Source organism: Glycomyces sp. NRRL B-16210 (assembly GCF_000719515.1).
Taxonomy (GTDB): Bacteria; Actinomycetota; Actinomycetes; order Mycobacteriales; family Micromonosporaceae; genus Glycomyces.
The window spans coordinates 1-20,507 of record NZ_JOGR01000011.1 but is presented as its reverse complement, the minus strand read 5'-3'; the positions used below and the strand labels follow the sequence as shown (position 1 = coordinate 20,507).

The following is a 20,507-nucleotide window of genomic DNA, read 5'->3' as shown; positions in this document are numbered from 1 at the left end:
TCCACAGGCCCGCTCATGCGTCCGTGTGTTTCAAACGGTTCGTCAATTCCGCTATCTGGTTGTAAAGGGCCCGGCGCTCGGCCATCTGCTTTCGGATCTTCTTGTTCGCGTGCATGACCGTCGTGTGGTCGCGGCCGCCGAATGCCTGACCGATCCGCGGCAGCGACATGTCCGTCAGCTCCCGGCACAGGTACATGGCGACCTGGCGGGCGTTCACGAGCACCCGCGAGCGCGAGTTCCCCTTGAGGTCGGCCGCCTGCACCCCGAAGTAGTCGGCGGTGGCCTGCATGATCTGGTCCACCGTGACCTCGGTGTTCTTGCCGGCCTCGGGGATGATGTCGTGCAGCACCTCCTCGGCCAGGCCCAGGTCCACCGGTTTGCGGTTGAGGCTCGCGTAGGCGGTGACGCGGATGAGCGCGCCTTCGAGCTCGCGGATCGAGTGGTGGATCTGCGAGGCGATGAACTCCACCGCGTCGGTGGGGATGTTCAGCTCGTCCTGGACGGCCTTCTTGCGCAGGATCGCGATCCGCGTCTCCAGGTCCGGCGGCTGGATGTCGGCGAGCAGGCCCCACTCGAAGCGGGTGCGGAGGCGGTCCTCCAGGGTCTGGAGCTGCTTGGGCGAGCGGTCGGAGGAGATCACCAGCTGCTTGTTGGCGTTGTGCAGCGCGTTGAAGGTGTGGAAGAACTCCTCCTGCGTGCGCTCGCGGTCCATGAGGAACTGGATGTCGTCGATGAGGAGGATGTCGACGTCCCGGTAGCGGCGCTGGAAGGCCTGCTGGCGCCGGTCCGACAGCGAGTTGATGAAGTCGTTCGTGAACTCCTCGGTGGTCACGTAGCGCACCGAGTGGGCCGTGCCCAGGTCGTGGGCGTAGTGCCCGACGGCGTGGAGCAGGTGGGTCTTGCCGAGCCCCGAGCCGCCGTAGATGAACAGCGGGTTGTAGGCCTTCGCGGGCGCCTCGGCCACGGCGAACGCGGCCGCGTGGGCGAAGCGGTTGGAGGAGCCGATGACGAAGGTGTCGAAGTTGTAGCGCGGGTTGAGACGGCCGACCCCGTCGATCGCCTTCACCGGCGCGGCGTCCCGGCCGGGCTTGGTGATCCCGCCGCGCCGCGCGGGGTCGGGGTCGTCGGAGGGCGGCGGCGCGACCGGCGGCGAGGCCCCGTTGTCCTTGGAGCCGTGGTCGTGGTGGGCGCGCTCGTTCGCCGGGCGGTCGTGCGCGGTCCGGTCGATCGCGCCGCGATGGGCCGCGGTCTCGGAGAGCACCCGTTCGAGTTCGTCGGCGGGCGGCTCGGCAGGGCGGTTCGGCTGGTGCGGGATCTCGGTGGACCGCTCCGCGGGCTCGGCGCGGTCGGCCTCCGGCGCCGGGGCCTCGGACTGCTCGGAGACGCGGCGGCCCTCGGCGGCCCCGCGGCGGAACGCCGCGGTGTCGAACAGGCTCGGCGGGTTCTGCGAGGGGACCGGATTGCGGGCCGGGGGAGAGGGCTCGGGTTCGAACGGGGGCGCCTGGTCGAGCACGGAAGGCTGCTCGAACGGCGGCGGCTCGGCCTGCGAGGCCCCGTCGAAGGAAGACTCCCCGTCAAACGACTGTGTCTCAAACGGCTGTGTGCTTTCGAACGACTGCGTTCCCTCGAAAGACTGAGCCCCTTCGAAAGAGGCCGGCCGCTCGAAGACGATGGTCGCGTCCGCTGCGGGGGCGGCCGGTTCGGCGGCCGGAGGCGTCGCCTGCTCCTGGCCCGAGGGCTCGGCCTGCTTCTCCTGCAAGGTGACGGCGATCTGGGTCGGCTGGCCCATGAGGCGGGTCAGCGCCTCGCTGATCGGCAGGCGCAGCTTCGACTCGAACGCCGAGCGGGCGAACTTGTCGGGAGCGGCGATGATGAACGTGCCGCCCACCGCCAGGACCGGCCGGGTCAGCCGCATCCACGCCTGCTGCTGGCGGGTCAGCGCCGACGCGTCGGCCAGTTCGGCGGTCACCGCCGACCAGACTGCCGACAGATCTTGGTCGGTCACCTTCGCCATCCCTCTGCATTCGTGTGCTGTGTCCTCGAACGGGCCGTTTCGCGAAGTTCAGAGGCCGCACCAGGTAGGCTCCGATACTGGCGATTCGCACCGCCGCACCCGGTCGTCCCCAGTGCGTCCCAGCAAGTTTTCCACAGGTTATCCACAGGCCTACAGTTGGCCTGTGCACATGCGCGCCTTGTGACAATGTTTCCTGAATCACGGTCATGACCTGGACTTTCATGTGAGTCCGATGACGATGTCGTTTCAGGGCCGACGAACTCGTCCACCATTCGGGCGAAGTTATCCACAGGCCGCCCGCACCGGGCGCGGCCGCCCTGCACAGGCGCGGTCCGCGGCCCTCGGGCGGTTCTGAGGAGGACGGTCGCGAACCCTCCGGGGCCCGCGCGCGAGCCCGCCGCGGTGGCGGCTCGGCCGAGGCGGCGAGTAACATGAGCGAGTTGCCCGCTCGAACCGGAGGGGCATGCCACACCCGCCGTCCGCGGCCGGGGCGCCGCATGAATGCCCTGCTAGGCTGTTCTCCGCGTCCCTGGAGCCTTCGGGCCGGGGCAGGAGCCTCCGAGACCGGGCGGCGCAAAGGCATTTTGATTCGTAATGGGAGACATCCGTCGTGAGCAAGCGCACCTACCAGCCGAACAACCGCCGTCGTCACCGCACCCACGGTTTCCGGCTGCGCATGCGCACCCGTGCCGGGCGCGCCATCGTCAACGCGCGCCGCAACAAGGGTCGCAAGAAGCTGACCGTCTGAGCGCTCGCCTCCCGTCCCCGGACAGGGGGCACGCGGGCCCGCGAGGACGGCGTCCCGGTCGCTCAGCGTCCGACGCCGTGACCCAGGGGCCCCGATGAGGACGTGATCCAGGTGCTACCAGCCGACGCGCGCATTCGCAGCAGCCGGGACTTCGGTTCGGCGCTCAAGCGGGGCCGCCGCGCCGCACGCGGCGGCGTCGTCGTGCACTGGGCACCCGAGCGGCACACCGAATCACCTCCGGCGCAGGCAGCGCCGGCGACACCGTCCGAAGCCGGAGCGAACCGCACGGCGCGGGCGGGTTTCGTCGTCTCCAAGGCCGTCGGGAACGCGGTGGTGCGCAACAAGGTCAAGCGCCGCCTCCGCCACGCCGCCGCCGCCGAACTGCCGCACTGGCCCGCCGGGACGGACGTGGTCGTGCGGGCCACCCCCCGCGCCGCCGAGCGCGACTTCGCCGAACTGCGGCGAGACCTTACCGAGGCCGTGCAGGCGGCCCGCAGCGCGACGGGCGGCAGGAGCGGACGCTCCCGCGAGCGCCGGAGCCCGGCATGAGCCGTCCGGCCGCCGAGTCGGCGCATCCCGCTGGAGCCGTCGCCGAAACCCTTGCGGGAGCGGGCGAGGGGCCGCTGGTCCGAGTGGTCGCCGCCCCCGTGATCGCGTACCGTCGATGGATAAGCCCGGCCCTGCCGGCTCGCTGCCGCTTCTACCCCAGTTGCAGCGCATATACCCTTGAGGCGCTGTCCGAGCACGGTGCCGTCCGTGGCATATGGTTGAGCCTGCGACGGCTGGGACGATGCCACCCCTTTCATCCGGGGGGTCATGACCCCGTACCCCCACGGCATGAGCACGTGATGAATTCGGAGACCGAGATGACTGGAGTCCGCAAGTGATGGAGTGGGCCTACAACGGCGTGTCGTGGGTACTGCTGTTCTGGCATGACCTCTGGGCGAGGGTCTTCGGCCACGAGAACGGCTTCCTACAGACCGACTGGGCGTGGGTGCTCGCCATCCTCGGCGTCGTGCTGACCCTGCGGCTCCTCCTCTTCCCGCTGTTCGTCAAGCAGATCCAGTCCCAGCGCGCGATGCAGAAGATCGCCCCTGAGCTCAAGGCGCTCCAGGCGCGCTACAAGGGCGACCGCGAGACGCTCCAAAAAGAGACGATGGAGCTGTACCGCAAGGAGAAGGCCAACCCGCTCATGGGCTGCCTTCCCATCCTCATCCAGATGCCGGTGTTCCTGGCGCTGTTCCACGTGCTCCGCCGCCCCGACCCCGAGCAGACGCTGAACACCAACCTCTACGGATGGTCCGGCGCCCTGGCCGGGGAGTTCTCGGACTGGAACACCTACGTCCACGCGAAGCTGTTCGGCGCCCCGTTCTGGGCCTCGTTCATGACCGGCTCGGACCAGCTCGAACAGGTCAACGCCTCCCCGGTGCCCGTCAAGATCGCCGCCGCCGTCCTCGGCGCCGCGATGATCGTCACGACCTTCCTGACGACCCGTCAGATGATCCTCAAGACCGGCTGGAACGAGGACCCGAACCAGCGGATGATCCAGAAGGTGATGCTCTACGGCATCCCGGTGATCATGATCTTCTCCGCCGGCGCCTTCCCGATCGGCGTGGTCATCTACTGGACGATCAACAACCTCTTCTCGCTCGCGCAGCAGCAGTTCGTGCTCCGAAAATATCCGCCGCCCCAGCAGAACTCGGCGAACAAGCCGCCCAAGCCCGGCAGCAAGGCGCACGAGAAGATGCTCGAGGAGCAGCGCGAGGCCGAGCAGCGCCGCAAGGACCTGGCCCCCAAGCCGGGCAAGCGGCCCAAGCCCGCGGCGGAGGCCCCGAAGAAGCCCGTCAACGGCACGGAGGTCGACGGCGGCGCGGTGAACGGCTCCGCCGGCGCGAAGCCCGCGGGACCGGGCTCGGGCAAGAACCTCTCACGGGCGGAACGCATCGCGCGGGCCAAGAAGGTCAGCGGTGCCCAGCAGGCCTCTAAGAAGAAAAAAGGCTAGGGGGACGGTCCGGGGCTGCGCAGGCGCCGCCGGATCAGCCACAATGGTGCAAACTAGGCTTATAACGAGCGATAGGACGAGTTGGCAATTATGGGAGCAACGGTGCGGGAGGACGAGGTGGCCTCCGAAGACGACCTCTTTGAGCAGAGCGAAGTGGCGGCCGACTACTTGGAAGGCCTGCTCGACATCCTCGACCTTGACGGGGACATCGACGAACTCGTGGTCGGCGACCGGCCCCAGGTCGAGATCGTCGGCGAGGACCTCGGCGGTCTGGTCGGCCCGAAGGGCCAGACCTTGGAAGCCCTTCAGGAACTGGCCCGGTTGGCGGTGTACCGCAAGACCGGTGACCACTCGCGTCTGATGCTCGACATCGGGGGCTACCGCGCCGGGCGTCGCAAGAAGCTCGCGGAACTGGCCGAGAAGACCGCCAAGCAGGTCATCGAATCCGGGAACGTGGCCAAGCTCGACCCGATGAGCGCCTTCGAGCGCAAGTGCGTTCACGACGTCATCAACGCCACCGACGGCGTGCAGAGCGAGTCGGAGGGCGCCGAGCCGCGCCGCCGGGTCGTGGTGAAGCCCGAGTAGCTCCACAGGCCCGAGCGGAGGCGCAGCGCTTCCGCAAGTCCGAAGAGCGATGCAAGACGGAGTGGTACGTGACTGAAGAGCCCCAGAGCTCTGACACCGCCGAGGCCAATGTTTCACGTGAAACATTGGCCTCTGTGTTCGGAACCGAAGCGGAGCGCATCGACCTGGCCGAGGGCTATGTCGGACTGCTCTCGACCATCGGCATCGAGCGCGGCCTCATCGGGCCGCGCGAGGTGCCGCGGCTGTGGGGGCGGCACGTGCTCTCCAGCGCCGTGGTCGAGGAGCTCATCCCCGAGAAGGCCGACGTGCTCGACGTCGGCTCCGGCGGGGGACTGCCGGGCATCCCGCTGGCGATCGCCCGCCCCGACCTCTGGGTGACCCTCGTGGAGCCCATGCAGCGGCGGGTGGACTTCCTCAACGAGGTGATCGAGGCCCTCGGCATCCCGAACGTGGAGGTGCTGCGGTCGCGCGCCGAGGAGGTCGACCCGCAGGGGCAGGCCGACGTGGTGGTCTCGCGGGCGGTGGCGCCGCTGGGCAAGCTCGCGGGCTGGTGCCTGCCGCTGGCGCGCCTGGGCGGGGCGATGCTGGCGATCAAGGGTCAGAGCGCCGCCGAAGAGGTCAAGCGGGACAAGGACTTCCTCAAGTGGGCCGGCGGCGGCAAGGCCGAGATCCTGGTCTGCGGCGAGTCGAAACTCGTCGACCCCGTGTTCACCGTTCCCGCAACGGTGGTCAAGGTCGAGCGCATCCACTGACCAAGCCTCCCAACAGCAATCGGAAGTTCATAGACGAATAGCCTTGTACCCCAAGCAGAGCCGCGATGAGGACCTCATCGCGGCACTTTGCATTCGGCGGACTGCGCGGGGGTCGGATAGTGTAAGGCTCGTAAGCTTCTCCGAGCAGGGCGATGTTTCACGTGAAACATTCGGCCCGTAGTCTGTGGCGGTGAACGTGCGCGACCCCCTTCCCTCCGAAGATCGTGAACACTCGAACTCCCTTGGCGGCGATACCCCTGCCGAACGGCGCATCAGGAATCTCCTCGACGCCGCGGTGAGCGAGGAGGCGCCCCCTGCCCGGCGGCACCGTTATCGAGAAACTTCCCCGGCGCCGGGTGGCGCAGCCCCGGGCACTGCTCAGGTTGGGCCAGAATCGGTTGCGAGGGAGTCGGGTGCGAGCGCGGACGCGCCGAGCCGGCTGCCCGAGGGACGATCGGACAACGGCGGGGAACGGGGCGGCATGGCGAGATCCACATCGCAGCGAGGTAGGTCCGGGCGGCATCTGGCGCCGGACGCCACGAAGGCGGGATCGGCGAAGCAGCCGAGCGAGAAGACCGGTTCGGTGCCGCAGCAACCGGAGCCGCTCGACGACGACCTGCCGCTGGCGCGCGAGGCGCAGCGGGCGGTGCGGGTGCTCAATCCCTCCGGGTCGGTCACCATGCCGCGCCCGCCGCGGCGCAGGGTCATCGCCGTCGCCAACCAGAAGGGCGGGGTCGGCAAGACCACCAGCACCGTGAATCTCGCGGTGGCGTTGGCGCTCCACGGGAACCGGGTGATGGTCATCGACCTCGACCCGCAGGGGAACGCCTCGACCGGTCTGGGCGTCGAGCACGGCGCCGGCACGCCGAGCGTGTACGAGGCCGTCGTGGAGGGCATGTCGCTCGACGAGATCGCCACGAAGGTGGACGGCATTCCCTCGCTCTACTGCATCCCGGCGACGATCGATCTGGCCGGCGCGGAGGTCGAACTCGTCAACGTGGTCGCCCGCGAGGCGCGGCTCCAGAAGAGCATCGACACCTTCAGCGGCGAGCTCGACTACATCCTCATCGACTGCCCGCCCTCGCTCGGTCTGCTCACCGTGAACGCCCTCGTGGCCGCCGAGGAGGTGCTGATCCCGATCCAGTGCGAGTACTACGCGCTCGAAGGGCTGGGGCAGCTGCTGCGGAACATCGAGCTGATCAAGGCGCACCTGAACTCGCGCCTGCGGGTCTCGACCATCCTGCTGACGATGTACGACAAGCGGACCAAGCTGGCCGACCAGGTCGAGCAGGAGGTGCGCGGGCACTTCAGCGAGATCGTGCTCGACGCGGTGGTCCCGCGCAGCGTCCGCGTCTCCGAGGCTCCCGGCTACGGGCAGTCGATCATGACGTACGACCCCGGTTCGCGGGGTGCGACGAGTTATTTCGAAGCGGCCGAGGAGATCGCGCTTCGCGGCGCGAAGCTCTCACCGCGACGCGGCAAGAACCAGAAGGGCGGGAACTAGTCGATGGCGGCGGCGAAACGTGGAGGCCTCGGTCGCGGACTGGGCGCGCTCATCCCGACCGGTCTGGCCGAGACCACGACCACGGATGAGGACGAGGGTGAGGAGACCCCCGCCCCCTCCGCGGTCAAGGCGGCGGCCCCGCGCCAGAAGGCTCCGGTCGAGCGCGATGTTTCACGTGAAACATCGGCGGTCGCGGTGGCGGAGGTTTCACGTGAAACATCGACCGGCCCGGAACTCGTGCCGGTGCCCGGGGCGAGCTTCCAGCTGATCCCGATCGGCGACATCGGCACGAACCCGAAGCAGCCGCGCCAGATCTTCGACGACGACCATCTGCTCGAACTCCAGACCTCTCTTACGGAGGTCGGGATGCTCCAGCCGATCGCGGTGCGCGAGCGCAGCGTCGAGGAGCCGCGCGAGGACGGCGCCCGCTTCGAACTCGTGATGGGAGAGCGGCGGCTCCGGGCCGCCACGGCGCTCGGCTGGGAGAGCGTCCCGGCGATCGTGCGCCGTACGGCCGACGAGGAGCTGCTCCGGGAGGCGCTCCTGGAGAACATTCACCGCGTGCAGCTGAACCCGCTCGAAGAGGGCGCGGCCTATCAGCAACTGCTCGAAGAGTTCAACGTGACGCAGGAGGAGCTGGCCAAGAAGATCGGCCGCAGCCGCCCGCAGATCTCGAACACGATCCGGCTCTTGAGCCTGCCGCCGACGGTGCAGACGAAGGTGGCCGCCGGCGTGCTGACGGCGGGCCACGCCCGCGCGCTCCTCGGGCTCGACAGCTCTGACACCCAGGAGCACATCGCCGAGCGGATCATCAGCGAGGGCCTGTCGGTGCGGAGCACCGAGGAGTTGGTGACGGCGAACCGCCTGGAGGAGAAGCCGGAGCTCGACGAGCCCCGCGGATCGTCCTCGCGGGCCCCGAAGGACCGGATCAAGGCGCCGGGCCTGGAGGAGTTGAAGGAGCGGCTGTCGGACCACTTCGAGACGCAGGTGTCGATCTCGTGGGGTCGCAAGAAGGGAAAGATCGTGATCGAGTTCGGCTCGCTGGCCGACCTCGACCGCATAGTCGAGCAGATCGGCATCGACTAGCCCGGACCGGCCACCGCGCCCGCGATAGTCGCAGCGACCGCCCAGGCGGCCGAACGCCCGTCGGCCGAACGCCGCCCACGAGGCCTCGGCACCCCACAAGGTCGACCCTTCGGCCAAGATCCCAACCACCACGACCGACAACAAGACGCGAACCGAGGCCCACCTAACGGCACCCTCGAAAACCCTTGCGCCCCAACGAAACCCGAGCCTCGACCCAATGCTCCACCGAACATGAAAGCGGATATTCCCGATTTGTCCCCCCGGGGGACCCCTTGGCTTAAAAGTAGCGCGGGGGTACGACAGAAACCGGGCCTCAGGCCTCACTCGAACGAGTGAATCAAGCGCCGAAATGACAAAGCAGCGGGGCGATGTTTCACGTGAAACATCGCCCCGCTGCTTTGCTTTGTCAGGCCTACAGATCTTCAGGTGTCGTGGCGGCCCGCCCTCGCGGGCGAGCCGAGCGGTCCGCTAGGAGAGCTCGCGCCACATGATGATGTCGTCCCGGTAGTCGTTGTCCGCCATGCGCACCGCGCGCGGCAGACGGCCGACCTCAGTGAATCCGTGTCGCCGATAGAAGGCGTCGGCGCCCGTGCCCGAGCGAACCTTGAGGCTCAGCGCCTCGAGCTTCAGCTCTTCGCGAGCGACCTGATCGACTGCCGCCAGGAGCTTGCCGCCGAGACCGCCGCCTTGCCTGGCGGGGTCGACCTGGACGTGGCGCATGGTCCGCCAGCCCTGCCGCGGCGGGCTGTCGTTTGATGTGAGAACACACCAAGCGACAATGGCGGCTCCTTCCTTTAGAGCGACCAGCGTGTCAGTCTGGTCGATCACTCGCGCGAGAATGGAAACGGTGTGAGGGCGAACCTCTTCGATGTCGACCGGCGGGACGAACCCGACGGAACCGCCGGCGTTCGTCACTCTCACCCAGAGGTGGCTGAGTTCGTCAACGAGCGCGGCGGTGACCGGTGGGTCCATCAGGACGGCGATCGCCTCGCCCGTAGCGGGCGTCGCCTCCGGCGTGGAACTGTCAGTCACTGTTGCTTGCACGCCTTCCAGCTTGCCCTACCGACGGCCCCTGCCGACAGGGGCTTCCCGCCATATGGGCGCATGTCACTAAGAGCACGCAAACCTCTTGTCCGGTAACGATTCGCCTGGTTCGCGGCCTATGCGCCGTCCAATGTCGGAGGTGTGGCGAGGAGAGGTCTCCGTAACCCAGGTGAAATCTGTCAAAAGGTCGATTCCGGTGGTTTCCAGGCTCGCTCACATGGGGTATTTTTCGATGGTGGCAGCAGCGAGTACCCCCGGCCCGAGTCCAAAGCCCGACCTGACGAATCCAAGCCGACATCACCTGAACCGGCGCGCGAACGACGCGCGGCCGGCGCTTCCCGCATTCGTCGATTGGCCCGCCTTCCCCTTCGAAGGGGACCTGCGCATCAAGCCGTTGCAGGACCCGGTCGCCTCCGAGCCGCCCCGCCGCGGGGACCGACAGGAGCAGTGCGCGGCCTGCCACACGCCCGACTCGGCCTACCTGTGGTCGAACGAGCGGTGGCGGCTCAAGAGCCCCCCGGCGCCGAGCGGGCTGCCGGTGGTCGTGATCCTGGAGCCGCGGGCGCACCTCGACCTCGGCGACCTCTCGACGATGCACGCGGCCGAACTCGGCGTGCTCACCGTGCGCCTGGAGCGGGCGATCCGGTCCCTCGAATCGGTCGCGCAGGTCCACGTGAACCGCTGGGGGGACGGGACCGCGCACCTCCAGCAGTGGTTCCTGGCCCGACCGCACGGCTACCTGCAACTGCGCGGGCCGTTCATGACCATGTGGGACGAGATCCTGCCGCCGGTCGAAGAGCACGAATGGCAGATGAACCTGGAGTACATCTCGGCCTGGCTCAGCGACGACTGACCGAAGACCGCGACGACTGAGGGTGCCGATGTTTCACGTGAAACATCGGCACCCTCAGTCGTTTGTGTTGCGTGGTTCTCGGCTCGGTCAGGCCCGGGCCTTGGCCCTGCGGACCAGGGTCGCCAGCACCTCGCCGAAGTCGAGGCCCGCGGCCTCGATCGCCATGGGCAACAGGGAGGTCTCGGTCGTCCCCGGGGCCACGTTCGCCTCCAGGACCTGGATCTCGCCCGCGTCGTCCACGATGAGGTCCACCCGCGACATGTCGCCCAGGCCGAGCGTCCGGTGGACCTCCACCGCGAGCGCCGCCGCCCGCGCGGCGGCCGCTTCGTCGAGCTTGGCCGGCACCGTCCAGCGGGTCGCCCCCGGGTTGTAGCGGGCCGCGTAGTCGTAGTCGCCGTGGAGCGGCGCGATCTCGACCGGCGGCAGCGCCGTCGGCCCGTCGCCGAGGTCGACCACGCCGACCGCGATGTCCCGGCCCTCCACGAACGACTCGATGAGCGCCTCGTCGCTGTACGAGAAGCAGCCCATCATCGCCGAGGGGAAGTCGTCCTCCTTGTGCACCGCGTGCACGCCCAGGCCCGAACCGCCCTGGTTCGGCTTGACCACCAGCGGCAGGCCCATCTTCGCGGCGATCCGGTCCAGGAGCTTGCGCGCCCCGAAGTCCGAGAACGCCTGGCGCGGCATCGAAGTCCAGTCCGGGGTGGGAATCCCCGCCGACCGCAGCAGGTCCTTCGCGGTGATCTTGTTCCACGCGCGGCGAGCGCCGATCGAACCGGTGCCCACGATCGGGATGTCCGAGAGCTCCAGCACCGCCTGAAGCGAGCCGTCCTCGCCCGGGGAGCCGTGCACGAGCGGCAGCACCACGTCGGGCGGGAACTCCTGGAGCGCGGGCAGCAGCTCACCGTCGAGATCGCGGACCTCGCAGGCGTAACCGAGACGCTGGAGCGCGTCCGCGGCGCGGCGGCCCGACTTCAGGGACACCTCGTGCTCGTAGGACATGCCCCCGGCGAGGATGAGGACCCGGATGTCCGCGGCCGCGGCGCCGTCCCTCATGCGCCGCCTCCGGCGAACGTGTCGCGCAGTTCGATGTCGCTGGCGACGACGCCCGCGAGGCGGCGCACGCCCTCGCGGATCGCCTCCGCCTTCTGAGTCGAGAAGTTCAAGCGCATCTCCCTGCGGCCGTTGCCGTCGGCGTAGAAACCGGTGCCCGGGACGTACGCCACGCGCTCTTGCAGCGCGCGCGGCAGCATCGCCTTCGAGTCGAGCCCCTCGGGGAGGGTCGCCCAGATGAACAGGCCGCCGCCCGGCACCGTCCACGTCATGCCCTCGGGCATGTAGTCGCCCAGGGCCGTCAGGAGCGCGTCGCGCCGGTCCCGGTAGAGGGTTGTGAAGACCTTCACCTGCTGGCGCCACTCCATCTCGGTGAGGAACCGCAGCGTCGCCGCCTGGGCGAGCCCGGAGGGGCACAGGATGGACGCCTCGATCGCCAGCAGCAGCTTGTCGCGCACCGCCGGCGGGGCCAGGACCCAGCCGAGGCGCAGGCCCGCGGCGAAGATCTTGGAGACCGTGCCGAGGTAGATCACGCCGCGCTCGGCGCGGGCCCGCAGCGGGGCGGGCGGGGCGCCGTCGAAGCTGATCATCGAGTACGGGTCGTCCTCGATGATGAGCAGGCCGTGCCGCTCGGCGATCGCGAGGATCTCCTCGCGGCGGCCCTCGGTCAGCGTCACGCCGGCCGGGTTCTGGTAGGTCGGGATCGTGTACAGGAACTTCGCCTGGCGGCCTTCGCGTTCGAGCGCGGCCAGGCCCTCTTCGAGTCCCGCGGGGATGAGCCCGTCGTCGTCCATCGGGAGGTGGCGCACGTCGGCCTGCGCGGCCTGGAAGGCGCCGAGCGCGCCGACGTAGGTCGGGCCCTCGGCCAGGACGATGTCGCCGGGGTCGAGGAAGGTGCGGGCGAGCAGGTCGAGTCCCTGCTGCGCGCCGGTGGTCAGCACGAGGTCGTCGGCCGAGGCGCGGATGCCCGACAGCTCCAGGACCCCGCACAGGACCTCGCGCAGCGCCACGCTGCCCTGGCCGGGGCAGTAGCCGAGCGCCTCGGCGCCGACCTGGGAGAGCAGGCGGGTGAACATCTCGCCGAGCTCGTCCATCGGGAGCGCGGCGGTGTAGGGGTTCCCGCCTGCGAGCGAGACGACCTCGGGGCGGGCTGCGACCGAGAACAGTGCGCGGATCTCCGACTGTGCCATCCCGTAGACCCGGGATGCGTAGCGACCGGTGTAATCGTCGAGTGTTGTACCGGACACGCGGAGACCTCCTCTGATGGTCCTCGTCGCCCGCGATCCGTGCTCGCGGGTCGTGCGGCTCAGATCGCCGGAGGCGCCGTGTCGTCGGGACACCGCGCCGTCGGCGTCTCAGCTCGCGCTGGGATCTCGTAGGTACCACGCCCGGCCGCGGGCCGCGGTTGCCCGGGAGCGCGGAGGGCGCTCGACCAGCCTACGGGACCTGTGGCGTGATCGACCCACTCTACTAGCACACCGGCATCGGCCCGCGCGTGTTTTCCGTCATGTGGACGCTTCGCCGACGTAGTGTGGAACCGTGCATCGGCGCATGGTCAACCTCACACTCGACTCCTTGGAAGACGTTCCGGGGCGCTGCCGCGCCTGCGTGTTCTGGGAGCTGTCCCCGCTGCGCGCCGAAGCGGCCCGCGAGGTCGGCGAGCCCGCCTTGGAGAAGGAGGCGTGGCTGTCGCACACGCTGCTGGAATGGGGCGGGTGCGGGCGGATCGCCTACGAGGGCGACGCCGTCGCCGGGTACGTCACCTTCGCCTCGCCGAAGTTCGTGCCACGCTCGGTGGAGTTCCCCTCCGGCCCGGTCTCCCCGGACGCGGCGCTGCTCATGACCGCGTATGTCAGCCCCGCCTACGCGGGGACTGGTCTGGGGCGCCAACTCGTGCAGACCGTCGCGGCCGACGTGGCGCGGCGGGGGATCTACGCGATCGAGACCTTCGGGGACGCGCGCGGGGAGTCCAACGCGTGCCTCGTCCCGGCCGACTTCTATCGCTCGGTGGGGTTCAAGACGGTGCGGTTCGACCCGCGCTATCCGCGGCTGCGCCTGGACCTGCGCTCGGCGATCGACCGGAGCGTGGAGGCCGAGGAGTCCATGGAGTTCCAGGACCCGGTCGAGTGGTTCAAGCTCGACGACCTCGAACTGGAGCAGTTCTTCGGCGAGCCGACCACGAGCCGCAACCGCATCGAACGGCCCGGAACGCAGCGCGGCGGCGAGATCTTCGACGGGACCGACAGCGCCGTCCACGGCGGCGGCGCCCAAGCGTGCCGGTCGACCTGCGACCGCCCTTGACCGGCGCCCGCGAAATGTGAAAGCGGATATTCCCGATTTGTCCGCCCGGGGGACCCCTTGTTTTCAACGTAGCGCGGGGGTACGACAAGAATCGGGGGACCGAGCCTGAAGCTCGGTCCCCCGATCCGTGAAACTTGTTCGCGTTCCCTGCCTGCGCGGGCGCTCACCGGCCCGGGCGTTGACGCGCGGAGCGCGACTTCGGGCGTTACCGGCCCGGCGCTACCGGTCCAAGCGCTACTGGCCCAGTCGCTACTGGCCCAAGAACTTGCGGATGGCGGCCTTGGGCTGGGCGCCGATGAGCTGGTCGGCGGGCTGACCGTCCTTGAACAGGATCATGGTCGGCACGCTCATCACCTGGTACTTGCGGGTGATCTCCGGGTTCGCGTCCGTGTCGAGCTTGCGGATCTCGATCGCGTCGATCTCGGCGGCCAGCTCTTCGAGGACCGGGGCGACCTTCTTGCAAGGGCCGCACCACTCGGCCCAGAAGTCCACGAGCACGGGCTTGTCGGACTCCAGCACCTCGGCCTGGAACTCGGCTTCGCTGCTCACTGCTTTGATGGCGCCCATGGGCGTTCCTCCTGTGTGTGTATGTGCGTGCGGGGAAGTCAGTCGTCGAGGTCGGCGAGGTAGCGCTCGGCGTCGAGCGCGGCCGCGCAGCCGGTCCCGGCCGCGGTCACCGCCTGCTGGTAGGTGTGGTCCACGAGGTCGCCCGCGGCGAAGACGCCCGCGACGTTGGTGCGCGTCGACGGCGCGTCCACCTTCACGTACCCGGACTCGTCGAGCTCGACCTGGCCCTTGAACAGCTCCGAGCGCGGGTCGTGGCCGATCGCGATGAACAGGCCCGTCGCCGCCAGCTCGCGGGCCTCGCCCGTGACCGTGTCGACCAGGCCGACGCTCGCGACCTTGCCGCCCTCGCCGTTGATCTTCTCGACCGCCGAGTTCCAGGCGACCTCGATCTTCGGGTTCGCCAGGGCCCGCTCGGCCATGATCTTCGAGGCGCGGAACTCCTCGCGCCGGTGCACGATGGTCACCTTCGAGGCGAACTTGGTGAGGAACGTGGCCTCCTCCATCGCCGAGTCGCCGCCGCCGACGACCGCGATCTCCTGGTCGCGGAAGAAGAATCCGTCGCAGGTGGCGCACGCCGAGACGCCGCGGCCCATGAGCTCGTTCTCGCCGGGCACGTTCAGCGGGCGGAACGCCGACCCGGTCGCGAGGATCACGGCCCTGGCCTGGAACTCGTCCTCGCCGACCCAGACCTTCTTGACGTCGCCGGAGAAGTCCACGCGGGTGACGTCGTCGGAGACGAGCTCGGCGCCGAACCGCTCGGCCTGCTTGCGCCACTGGTCCATGAGCTCGGGGCCCATGATGCCCTCGGGGAACCCGGGGTAGTTCTCGACCTCGGTGGTCTGCATGAGCGCCCCGCCGAACTGGAAGCCCTCGAACACGAGCGGGCGCAGGTCGGCGCGGGCGGTGTACAGCGCGGCGGTGTACCCCGCCGGGCCCGAGCCGATGATGATGACGTCGCGGATTTCGCTCACCGGGTTCGCTCCTGAGATGGTTCGGCGCTCCAGGGACTGCCCCCTGGGACTGACTGCTACAACGCCATCCTATTGACCCGAAATTCCGCCGCGGTGCGCTGTGGCGGGCGTGTGACAGGCGAGGACGCCGATCGTGGGCAAGCTCACGCGCGCGAAGCCCGCCGCCGGGGCCGAAGGGCCCCGCTCAGGGCTGGACGGCCAGGGCCTCGATGATCCCCTCGGCGCAGGCCGGGCTCAGCGCCACGGCCATGTCGCCCCCGTCGGAGACCAGGAGCGCCATGATCGCCGGCTGCGACTCGTACCGGGCGAAGTCCACCGCGATGAGCACGCCCTCGTACTCGGCGGCGATCGCCCGCTCGCAGGCCCGCCAGAAGTCGCCGCCGGCGGCCAGCACCGCCAGCTCGTCCGGGACCGGGCCGGTCGCGGCCCCGTCGCCGAGTCCGCGCAGGGCCGCGAGCAGGTCGGCGCCCGCCTCGTAGTCGGCGCCCGTCGCGAAGGTCTCGATGCCGGTGATCCCGCCGACGCCCGCGTCGCCGTCGTCCTCCAGCGCCTGGCCGTCCATGTCGGTCTCGGGCGCGGCCCCGGGCGCGGGTTCCTTCTCGGCCCCGCCGTACTCCTCGGACTGGGCCTGTTCGACCGCGCCCGTCGCGTCCCGGTCGGAGGCGGTGACGAACTGGAGGGCGACGGCGACGGCGACGACGGTGATCGCCACGGCGGCGGTGGCGCTCAGGACGGCGTAGCGGACCCGCTTGGGGCGCAGGCGCTCGGCCCAGCGTTCGAAGCGGTTCTCGCGGGCCGGGTGCGCGGCGGGGTCGGCTGCGCTGTGGAGGGTGTCGGCGGCGGGAAGGGAATCCAGGACGCGGTCGAGGCGGCCGGCTACGGGGTCGGGGAGGTCGTCGTAGCCGTGCGAGGCCTGCCACAGGACGCGGCTGACGGCGTTCTCGGTGCTCTCGCCGCCCGGGCCTGTCGCTTCTGGGCGCTGCTGGCTCATCGGTTCCCCTCCTCTCGGCCGGTCGCGGTCCGGTGCGCCGCTCCTGGTTCGACGCCCCGCTGCCCCGGCGGGTTCCCGGGGCCGCCTTCGCCCGGTCCGAACTCGGCGAGCATCGGGGCGAGGCGTTTGCGCGCGCGCGAGGCCCGGGACTTGACCGTCCCCGGCCGCACCTTGAGGATCGCGGCGACCTCTTCGACCGGGTAGCCGAGCATGTCGATGTAGACGAGCACGGCGCGCTGGTCGAAGGGCAGCTCCGCGAGGGCCTGGTGGACGCTCAAGCGGAGTGCGGCGTGCTGGGGGTCGGCGGGCGTGTCCGGGCGCGGGTCGCGTTCGCCGAGGCGGTCGTCCTCTTCGGGGAGCGGGACGGTGGGGCGGCGGCCGGCGGCGCGGATGCGGTCGAGGCAGGCGTTGACGACGATGCGGTGCAGCCAGGTGGTGACCGCCGAGGCCCCGCGGAAGGAGCCCGCGGCCTGGTAGGCCTTGATCATCGCGTCCTGGAGGGCTTCGGCGGCGTCCTCGGGGTCGGCGAGGGTGCGCACCGCGACGGCCCAGAGTCGGCCGCGGTGGCGGCGGAAGAGCTCACCGAAGGCCTCCCGGTCGCCGCCGACGTGGCGGCGCAGCAGTTCGGCGTCGGCGAGGCCGGGGAAGGCCCCGTCCGGTTCGGGGCCCGTCCGGGGCGGGAGGGGGGCGGGCACGGCTTCGCTACCGGACGAAGACGTTGATGTCGGAGACGGTGAGCTTGTAGCCGCCCGAGGAAGGCGGCAGCTCGGTCACCCAGACCACGATGTAGCGGGTGGTCTCGCCGCCGACCTGGAGTTCGATGTTGGTGTCGGCGTCGGTGACCGGCTCGGCCAGGACCGTGAAGTTGTCGACGATGGCCTGGTCGCCGTCCGAGGAGTCGCCGGGGTCCTCGTCGCCGGCGAGCAGGCCGACGGTGGCGCCGGCGCTGGTCATCTGGACGCGGACGGAGGTGACCTCGCGGGCTTCGCCGAGGTCGATGAGGATGCCCATGCCCGGCTTGAGGTTGCCGAACTTCGGGTCGTTGTAGTAGGTGCTGGTGGACCATCCGGTGGAGGCGTTGCCGTCGACGACGGTCTCGATGCCCTCGGTGTTGTTGCGGCTGCCGGTGGGCGGGTCGACCACGCGGATGGAGTCGGCGGTGAGCTCGACCTCGGTGGGCGCGGTGACCTCGGGTTCCTCGTCGGTGGTGTCGGCGCCGGTGTCGGAGCCGGTGATCTGCTCCTCGGCTCCGGCGGGGTCGTCGCCGCCGCCGAGGACGACGGCGCTGGTGATGACGCTGGCGAGGAGGACGCCGGCGATCACCGCGGCGATGACGGCGAGGCGCTTCATGCCGGCGGGGGGCGTCTCGGGTTTGAACCGGCCGAGGTTCATGGAGCTGAGGACGCTGGTGGGGGTGTGGCTCTCGGCGGCCGGTTCGACGGCGCCGGGCTCGTTCAGGCGGCGCAGTTCGACGGCCAGTTCCGCCGCGGACGGCGGGGGCTGGGTGTGGTCGAGCAGGTCGGCGGTGAGGGTGGAGAGGGCGGCGGGGACGCGGGGGACGACGTCGGCGGCGTCGAGGACGCGGCCCCATTCGTCGGTGGCGGCGTCGGGCAGGCCGGTGTTCTCGGCGGGGACGACGCGCGGCCAGGTCCCGGTGAGGCAGGCGTAGAGGGTCGCGCCGAGGGCGCGGACGTCCTCGACGGCGGTGTTGCCCGGTTCGTTGCGCGGCTCGGTGACCATGACGCGGTCGTCCTCGGAGAGGAGGATCGTGCCGGGGTGGAGGTCGGCGTGGGTGACGCCGCCGTCGTGGAGGGCGGCGACGGAGTCGGCGACGGAGGCGACCAGTTCGAGCGCGTGGGTGCTGTCGAGGGTCTGGCGTTCGAGGACGCCGCGCAGCGAGGAGCCGTTGACCCATTCGCGCACGACGTAGGCGAAGCGGCCCTCGTCGACCGCGTCGTAGACGTCGACCATGGAGTCGACGTGGGCGCGGGAGGCGGCGACGGCGGCGGTCATGGTGGGGGCGGCGTCCTCGCCGCCGGGGGAGCGGAGCACGACCGCGACGGAGCGGTGCAGGAGGACGTCGACGCCCCGCCAGAGCTGGCGGTGGCCGTTCGCGCCTCCGACGTGCTCTTCGAGGCGGTACCGCTCCGCGAGCAGGTCGCCCACGGACGGCACTTCTGCGGAACTCATGATGCGGGGTCCTCCCCTCTCAAAGCGACCCCGTGGAGGGCCTCTCGGCGATCGCGGCCCTTGCGGGCCGGGCAGGCCGTTTCGCGGTCCGGACGGGTTCGGTCCGACCAGAGTGCACGTATGGATGGTACTTGTCTCATCGTCGCAGCTTTGCCCGCACCGTTGCCTGGAGCGACGCCATTTCCGTGACGCGCAATACCAGGCAGGCCGCCAGATACACGCCCAGGAGGGCGGTTCCGAGGACGAGCGAGGCGCCGAGCTGGCCGAGTTTCGAGCCGGACACGTCGGGCCAGGCGAGCCAGCCGCCGTAGGCGGCGGCGCCGGCGATGAGGGCCGCGGCGCCGGTGCGCACCAGGCCGTTCGCGGTCCGGCGCATGTCGAGCAGACCGATGCGCTTGCGCAGCAGGCTCATCGACAGCAGCAGGCTCACGAGGTAGGAGACGCCGTTGGCGGCGAAGAGCCCCACGACCACCCACTCGGGAGGGAGGAACGCGAAGGCGAGCAGGTAGCCGCCGATGCGGAAGGCGATGACGGGGAGGTTGAAGATCGCGGGGGTGCGGGTGTCGGTCTGGGCGTAGAACGCGTAGATCTGGAGCTGGCTGATGGAGAAGGCCAGCAGCACGATCCCGGCCCAGGCGAGGGCGTTCCCGGTGGCGAGGGCCATCGTGTTGTCGTAGACGCCCCACTGGAAGATCGCCATGGCGATCGGCTCGTGCAGGGCGATGAACGCCGCGGCGATCGGCACCAGCAGGAAGCTCGCGAGGCGGATGCCGCTGGAGAGGTGGCCGGCGAGCTCGGGCCAGCGCCGGTCGTCGGCGGCGCGGGTCATGCGGGGCATGAGCGCGGTGATGACGGAGACGGCGACGATGCCGTGCGCCATCATCATCATGAGGTAGGCGTTGTTGTAGACGGTGGTGCCGGGCACGAACTGGCCGTCGCCGTTGCCGGCGGCGGTGTTGGCGACCTTGAGCACGGCCATGACCGCGATCTGGTTGGCGGCCACGAACAGGAGGGTCCATCCGGCCATGCGGCGGATCTGGCCCAGCGGCAGGTGCCGGAAGTCGAAGCGCGGGCGCCAGCGGAACCCGGCCCGGCGCAGCGCGGGGGCGAGGCACAGGACCTGGATGACCACGCCGGCGGTGGTGCCGCCGCCGAGCAGCAGGACCATGCCGGTCGAGACCTGGTCGGCGGAGGCGAACAGGCGGTCGCCGCCTTCGGCGTCGGAGGTGTAGACGGCGAAGAAGATCGCGCCGACGGCGATGACGACGAGGTTGTTGATGATCGGCACCCACATGGGGGCGCCGAAGCGCTCGCGGGAGTTGAGCACGCCCGAGAGGATCGCGAAGAGCCCGTAGAAGAGCAGTGCCGGGAGCATGAGGTAGGAGAACCGGGTGACCAGGTCCCGCTGCTCGGGTTCGGCGATGGCGGCGGCGATGAGCGGCGCGCAGGCGGTGACGAGGATCGCGGCGCCGCCGAGGATGAGGGTCGCGAGGGTCAGCAGCCGCTGCGCGAACGCGTTCCCGCCGTCGGCGTCGTTCTTGTGGGCCTTGACGAACAGCGGCAGGATGATGCTCGCGAACACGCCGCCGAGGACGAGTTCGTAGATCATCTGGGGGAAGTACTGCGCGGTCGTGTAGGAGTTGCCGAGCAGGCCGGCGCCGATGGCGGCGGAGATGACGACGGTGCGCCCGAATCCGGTGACGCGGCTGACGAGCGATCCGGCGCCCATGAGGAGGCTGGAGCGGACCACGTTCTTGCCCTTGGGGGCGGGAGGCTGGGGTGCGAGTCCGCTGGTGAGGGGCTCGTAGCCGTTGCCGGTCTGGGGGACGGCGGGGGGTGGGGGCTGCGG

The 20,507-nt window shown here is 70.0% G+C and carries 19 protein-coding genes and 1 pseudogene; 10 read left to right on the top strand and 10 right to left on the bottom strand.

The window, feature by feature from the left end; genetic code table 11:
• Positions 1-13: 13 nt before the first annotated feature.
• The gene (dnaA, locus tag IF12_RS0116565) at positions 14-2,005 is read right to left on the bottom strand and encodes a chromosomal replication initiator protein DnaA (RefSeq protein ID WP_197034766.1); all 1,992 of its coding nucleotides are present in this window, start codon (positions 2,003-2,005) and stop codon (positions 14-16) included.
• Between the two features lie 619 nt (positions 2,006-2,624).
• Here dnaA and rpmH point away from each other — a divergent pair.
• The 8 genes from rpmH to IF12_RS0116530 all read left to right on the top strand — a co-directional run bounded on the left by rpmH (position 2,625) and on the right by IF12_RS0116530 (position 8,691).
• Positions 2,625-2,762, top strand: a complete 138-nt coding sequence (rpmH, locus tag IF12_RS0116560) for a 50S ribosomal protein L34 (protein WP_030160331.1) — start codon at positions 2,625-2,627, stop codon at positions 2,760-2,762.
• A 111-nt stretch (positions 2,763-2,873) separates the two neighbouring features.
• The gene (gene rnpA, locus IF12_RS0116555; RefSeq protein WP_030160329.1) at positions 2,874-3,311 is read left to right on the top strand and encodes a ribonuclease P protein component; all 438 of its coding nucleotides are present in this window, start codon (positions 2,874-2,876) and stop codon (positions 3,309-3,311) included.
• Positions 3,308-3,649: a membrane protein insertion efficiency factor YidD gene (yidD, locus tag IF12_RS25125; protein ID WP_081913682.1), complete on the top strand. Its 342-nt coding sequence runs from the start codon at positions 3,308-3,310 to the stop codon at positions 3,647-3,649. Before rnpA ends, yidD begins: the two co-directional genes overlap by 4 nt.
• Positions 3,649-4,764: a membrane protein insertase YidC gene (gene yidC, locus IF12_RS0116550; RefSeq protein ID WP_051704506.1), complete on the top strand. Its 1,116-nt coding sequence runs from the start codon at positions 3,649-3,651 to the stop codon at positions 4,762-4,764. Before yidD ends, yidC begins: the two co-directional genes overlap by 1 nt.
• A gap of 90 nt (positions 4,765-4,854) precedes the next feature.
• A complete protein-coding gene (locus tag IF12_RS0116545) occupies positions 4,855-5,349 on the top strand; it encodes a R3H domain-containing nucleic acid-binding protein (protein ID WP_030160325.1) in 495 nt (164 codons plus the stop codon).
• 125 nt (positions 5,350-5,474) lie between these two features.
• Positions 5,475-6,101 carry a 16S rRNA (guanine(527)-N(7))-methyltransferase RsmG gene (gene rsmG, locus IF12_RS0116540; protein ID WP_030160323.1) on the top strand — a complete coding sequence of 209 codons (627 nt, stop codon included), beginning with the start codon at positions 5,475-5,477 and terminating at the stop codon, positions 6,099-6,101.
• 481 nt (positions 6,102-6,582) lie between these two features.
• Positions 6,583-7,605, top strand: coding sequence for a ParA family protein (locus IF12_RS0116535; protein ID WP_081913680.1), 1,023 nt, complete (start codon positions 6,583-6,585; stop codon positions 7,603-7,605).
• A gap of 3 nt (positions 7,606-7,608) precedes the next feature.
• Positions 7,609-8,691: a ParB/RepB/Spo0J family partition protein gene (locus IF12_RS0116530; RefSeq protein ID WP_030160319.1), complete on the top strand. Its 1,083-nt coding sequence runs from the start codon at positions 7,609-7,611 to the stop codon at positions 8,689-8,691.
• Positions 8,692-9,159: 468 nt separating this feature from the next.
• Here the strand turns inward: IF12_RS0116530 and IF12_RS0116525 are convergent, their stop codons facing one another.
• On the bottom strand, positions 9,160-9,723 hold the full coding sequence (locus tag IF12_RS0116525; RefSeq protein ID WP_081913679.1) for a GNAT family N-acetyltransferase: 564 nt from the start codon (positions 9,721-9,723) through the stop codon (positions 9,160-9,162).
• A gap of 247 nt (positions 9,724-9,970) precedes the next feature.
• On the opposite strand from IF12_RS0116525, the gene IF12_RS0116520 reads away from it, so the two are divergent.
• Positions 9,971-10,588: a hypothetical protein gene (locus IF12_RS0116520; protein ID WP_231492627.1), complete on the top strand. Its 618-nt coding sequence runs from the start codon at positions 9,971-9,973 to the stop codon at positions 10,586-10,588.
• An 87-nt stretch (positions 10,589-10,675) separates the two neighbouring features.
• Here IF12_RS0116520 and IF12_RS0116515 read toward each other — a convergent pair whose 3' ends face one another.
• Together IF12_RS0116515 and IF12_RS0116510 are read right to left on the bottom strand one after the other, a co-directional pair.
• Positions 10,676-11,641 (bottom strand): D-alanine--D-alanine ligase, encoded by a 966-nt coding sequence (locus IF12_RS0116515; RefSeq protein ID WP_030160313.1) that lies wholly within the window; start codon positions 11,639-11,641, stop codon positions 10,676-10,678.
• On the bottom strand, positions 11,638-12,885 hold the full coding sequence (locus IF12_RS0116510; RefSeq protein ID WP_035749388.1) for a PLP-dependent aminotransferase family protein: 1,248 nt from the start codon (positions 12,883-12,885) through the stop codon (positions 11,638-11,640). Before IF12_RS0116510 ends, IF12_RS0116515 begins: the two co-directional genes overlap by 4 nt.
• A 304-nt stretch (positions 12,886-13,189) precedes the next feature.
• On the opposite strand from IF12_RS0116510, the pseudogene IF12_RS0116505 reads away from it, so the two are divergent.
• Positions 13,190-13,747 (top strand): annotated as a pseudogene (locus IF12_RS0116505) (GNAT family N-acetyltransferase); the annotation flags it as partial.
• A 441-nt stretch (positions 13,748-14,188) separates the two neighbouring features.
• On the opposite strand, the gene trxA reads toward IF12_RS0116505, so the two are convergent.
• The 6 genes from trxA to murJ all read right to left on the bottom strand — a co-directional run.
• Positions 14,189-14,506, bottom strand: coding sequence for a thioredoxin (trxA, locus tag IF12_RS0116500; protein ID WP_030160307.1), 318 nt, complete (start codon positions 14,504-14,506; stop codon positions 14,189-14,191).
• A gap of 38 nt (positions 14,507-14,544) precedes the next feature.
• On the bottom strand, positions 14,545-15,477 hold the full coding sequence (gene trxB, locus IF12_RS0116495) for a thioredoxin-disulfide reductase (RefSeq protein ID WP_030160305.1): 933 nt from the start codon (positions 15,475-15,477) through the stop codon (positions 14,545-14,547).
• 184 nt (positions 15,478-15,661) lie between these two features.
• Positions 15,662-16,468: a hypothetical protein gene (locus tag IF12_RS0116490; protein WP_030160303.1), complete on the bottom strand. Its 807-nt coding sequence runs from the start codon at positions 16,466-16,468 to the stop codon at positions 15,662-15,664.
• On the bottom strand, positions 16,465-17,163 hold the full coding sequence (gene sigM, locus IF12_RS0116485) for an RNA polymerase sigma factor SigM (protein ID WP_051704504.1): 699 nt from the start codon (positions 17,161-17,163) through the stop codon (positions 16,465-16,467). Before sigM ends, IF12_RS0116490 begins: the two co-directional genes overlap by 4 nt.
• Positions 17,164-17,170: 7 nt before the next feature.
• Positions 17,171-18,658: a protein kinase family protein gene (locus tag IF12_RS0116480; protein ID WP_081913677.1), complete on the bottom strand. Its 1,488-nt coding sequence runs from the start codon at positions 18,656-18,658 to the stop codon at positions 17,171-17,173.
• A gap of 136 nt (positions 18,659-18,794) precedes the next feature.
• The coding region (gene murJ / locus IF12_RS0116475) for a murein biosynthesis integral membrane protein MurJ (protein WP_051704502.1) at positions 18,795-20,507 on the bottom strand (1,713 nt) is incomplete at its 5' end.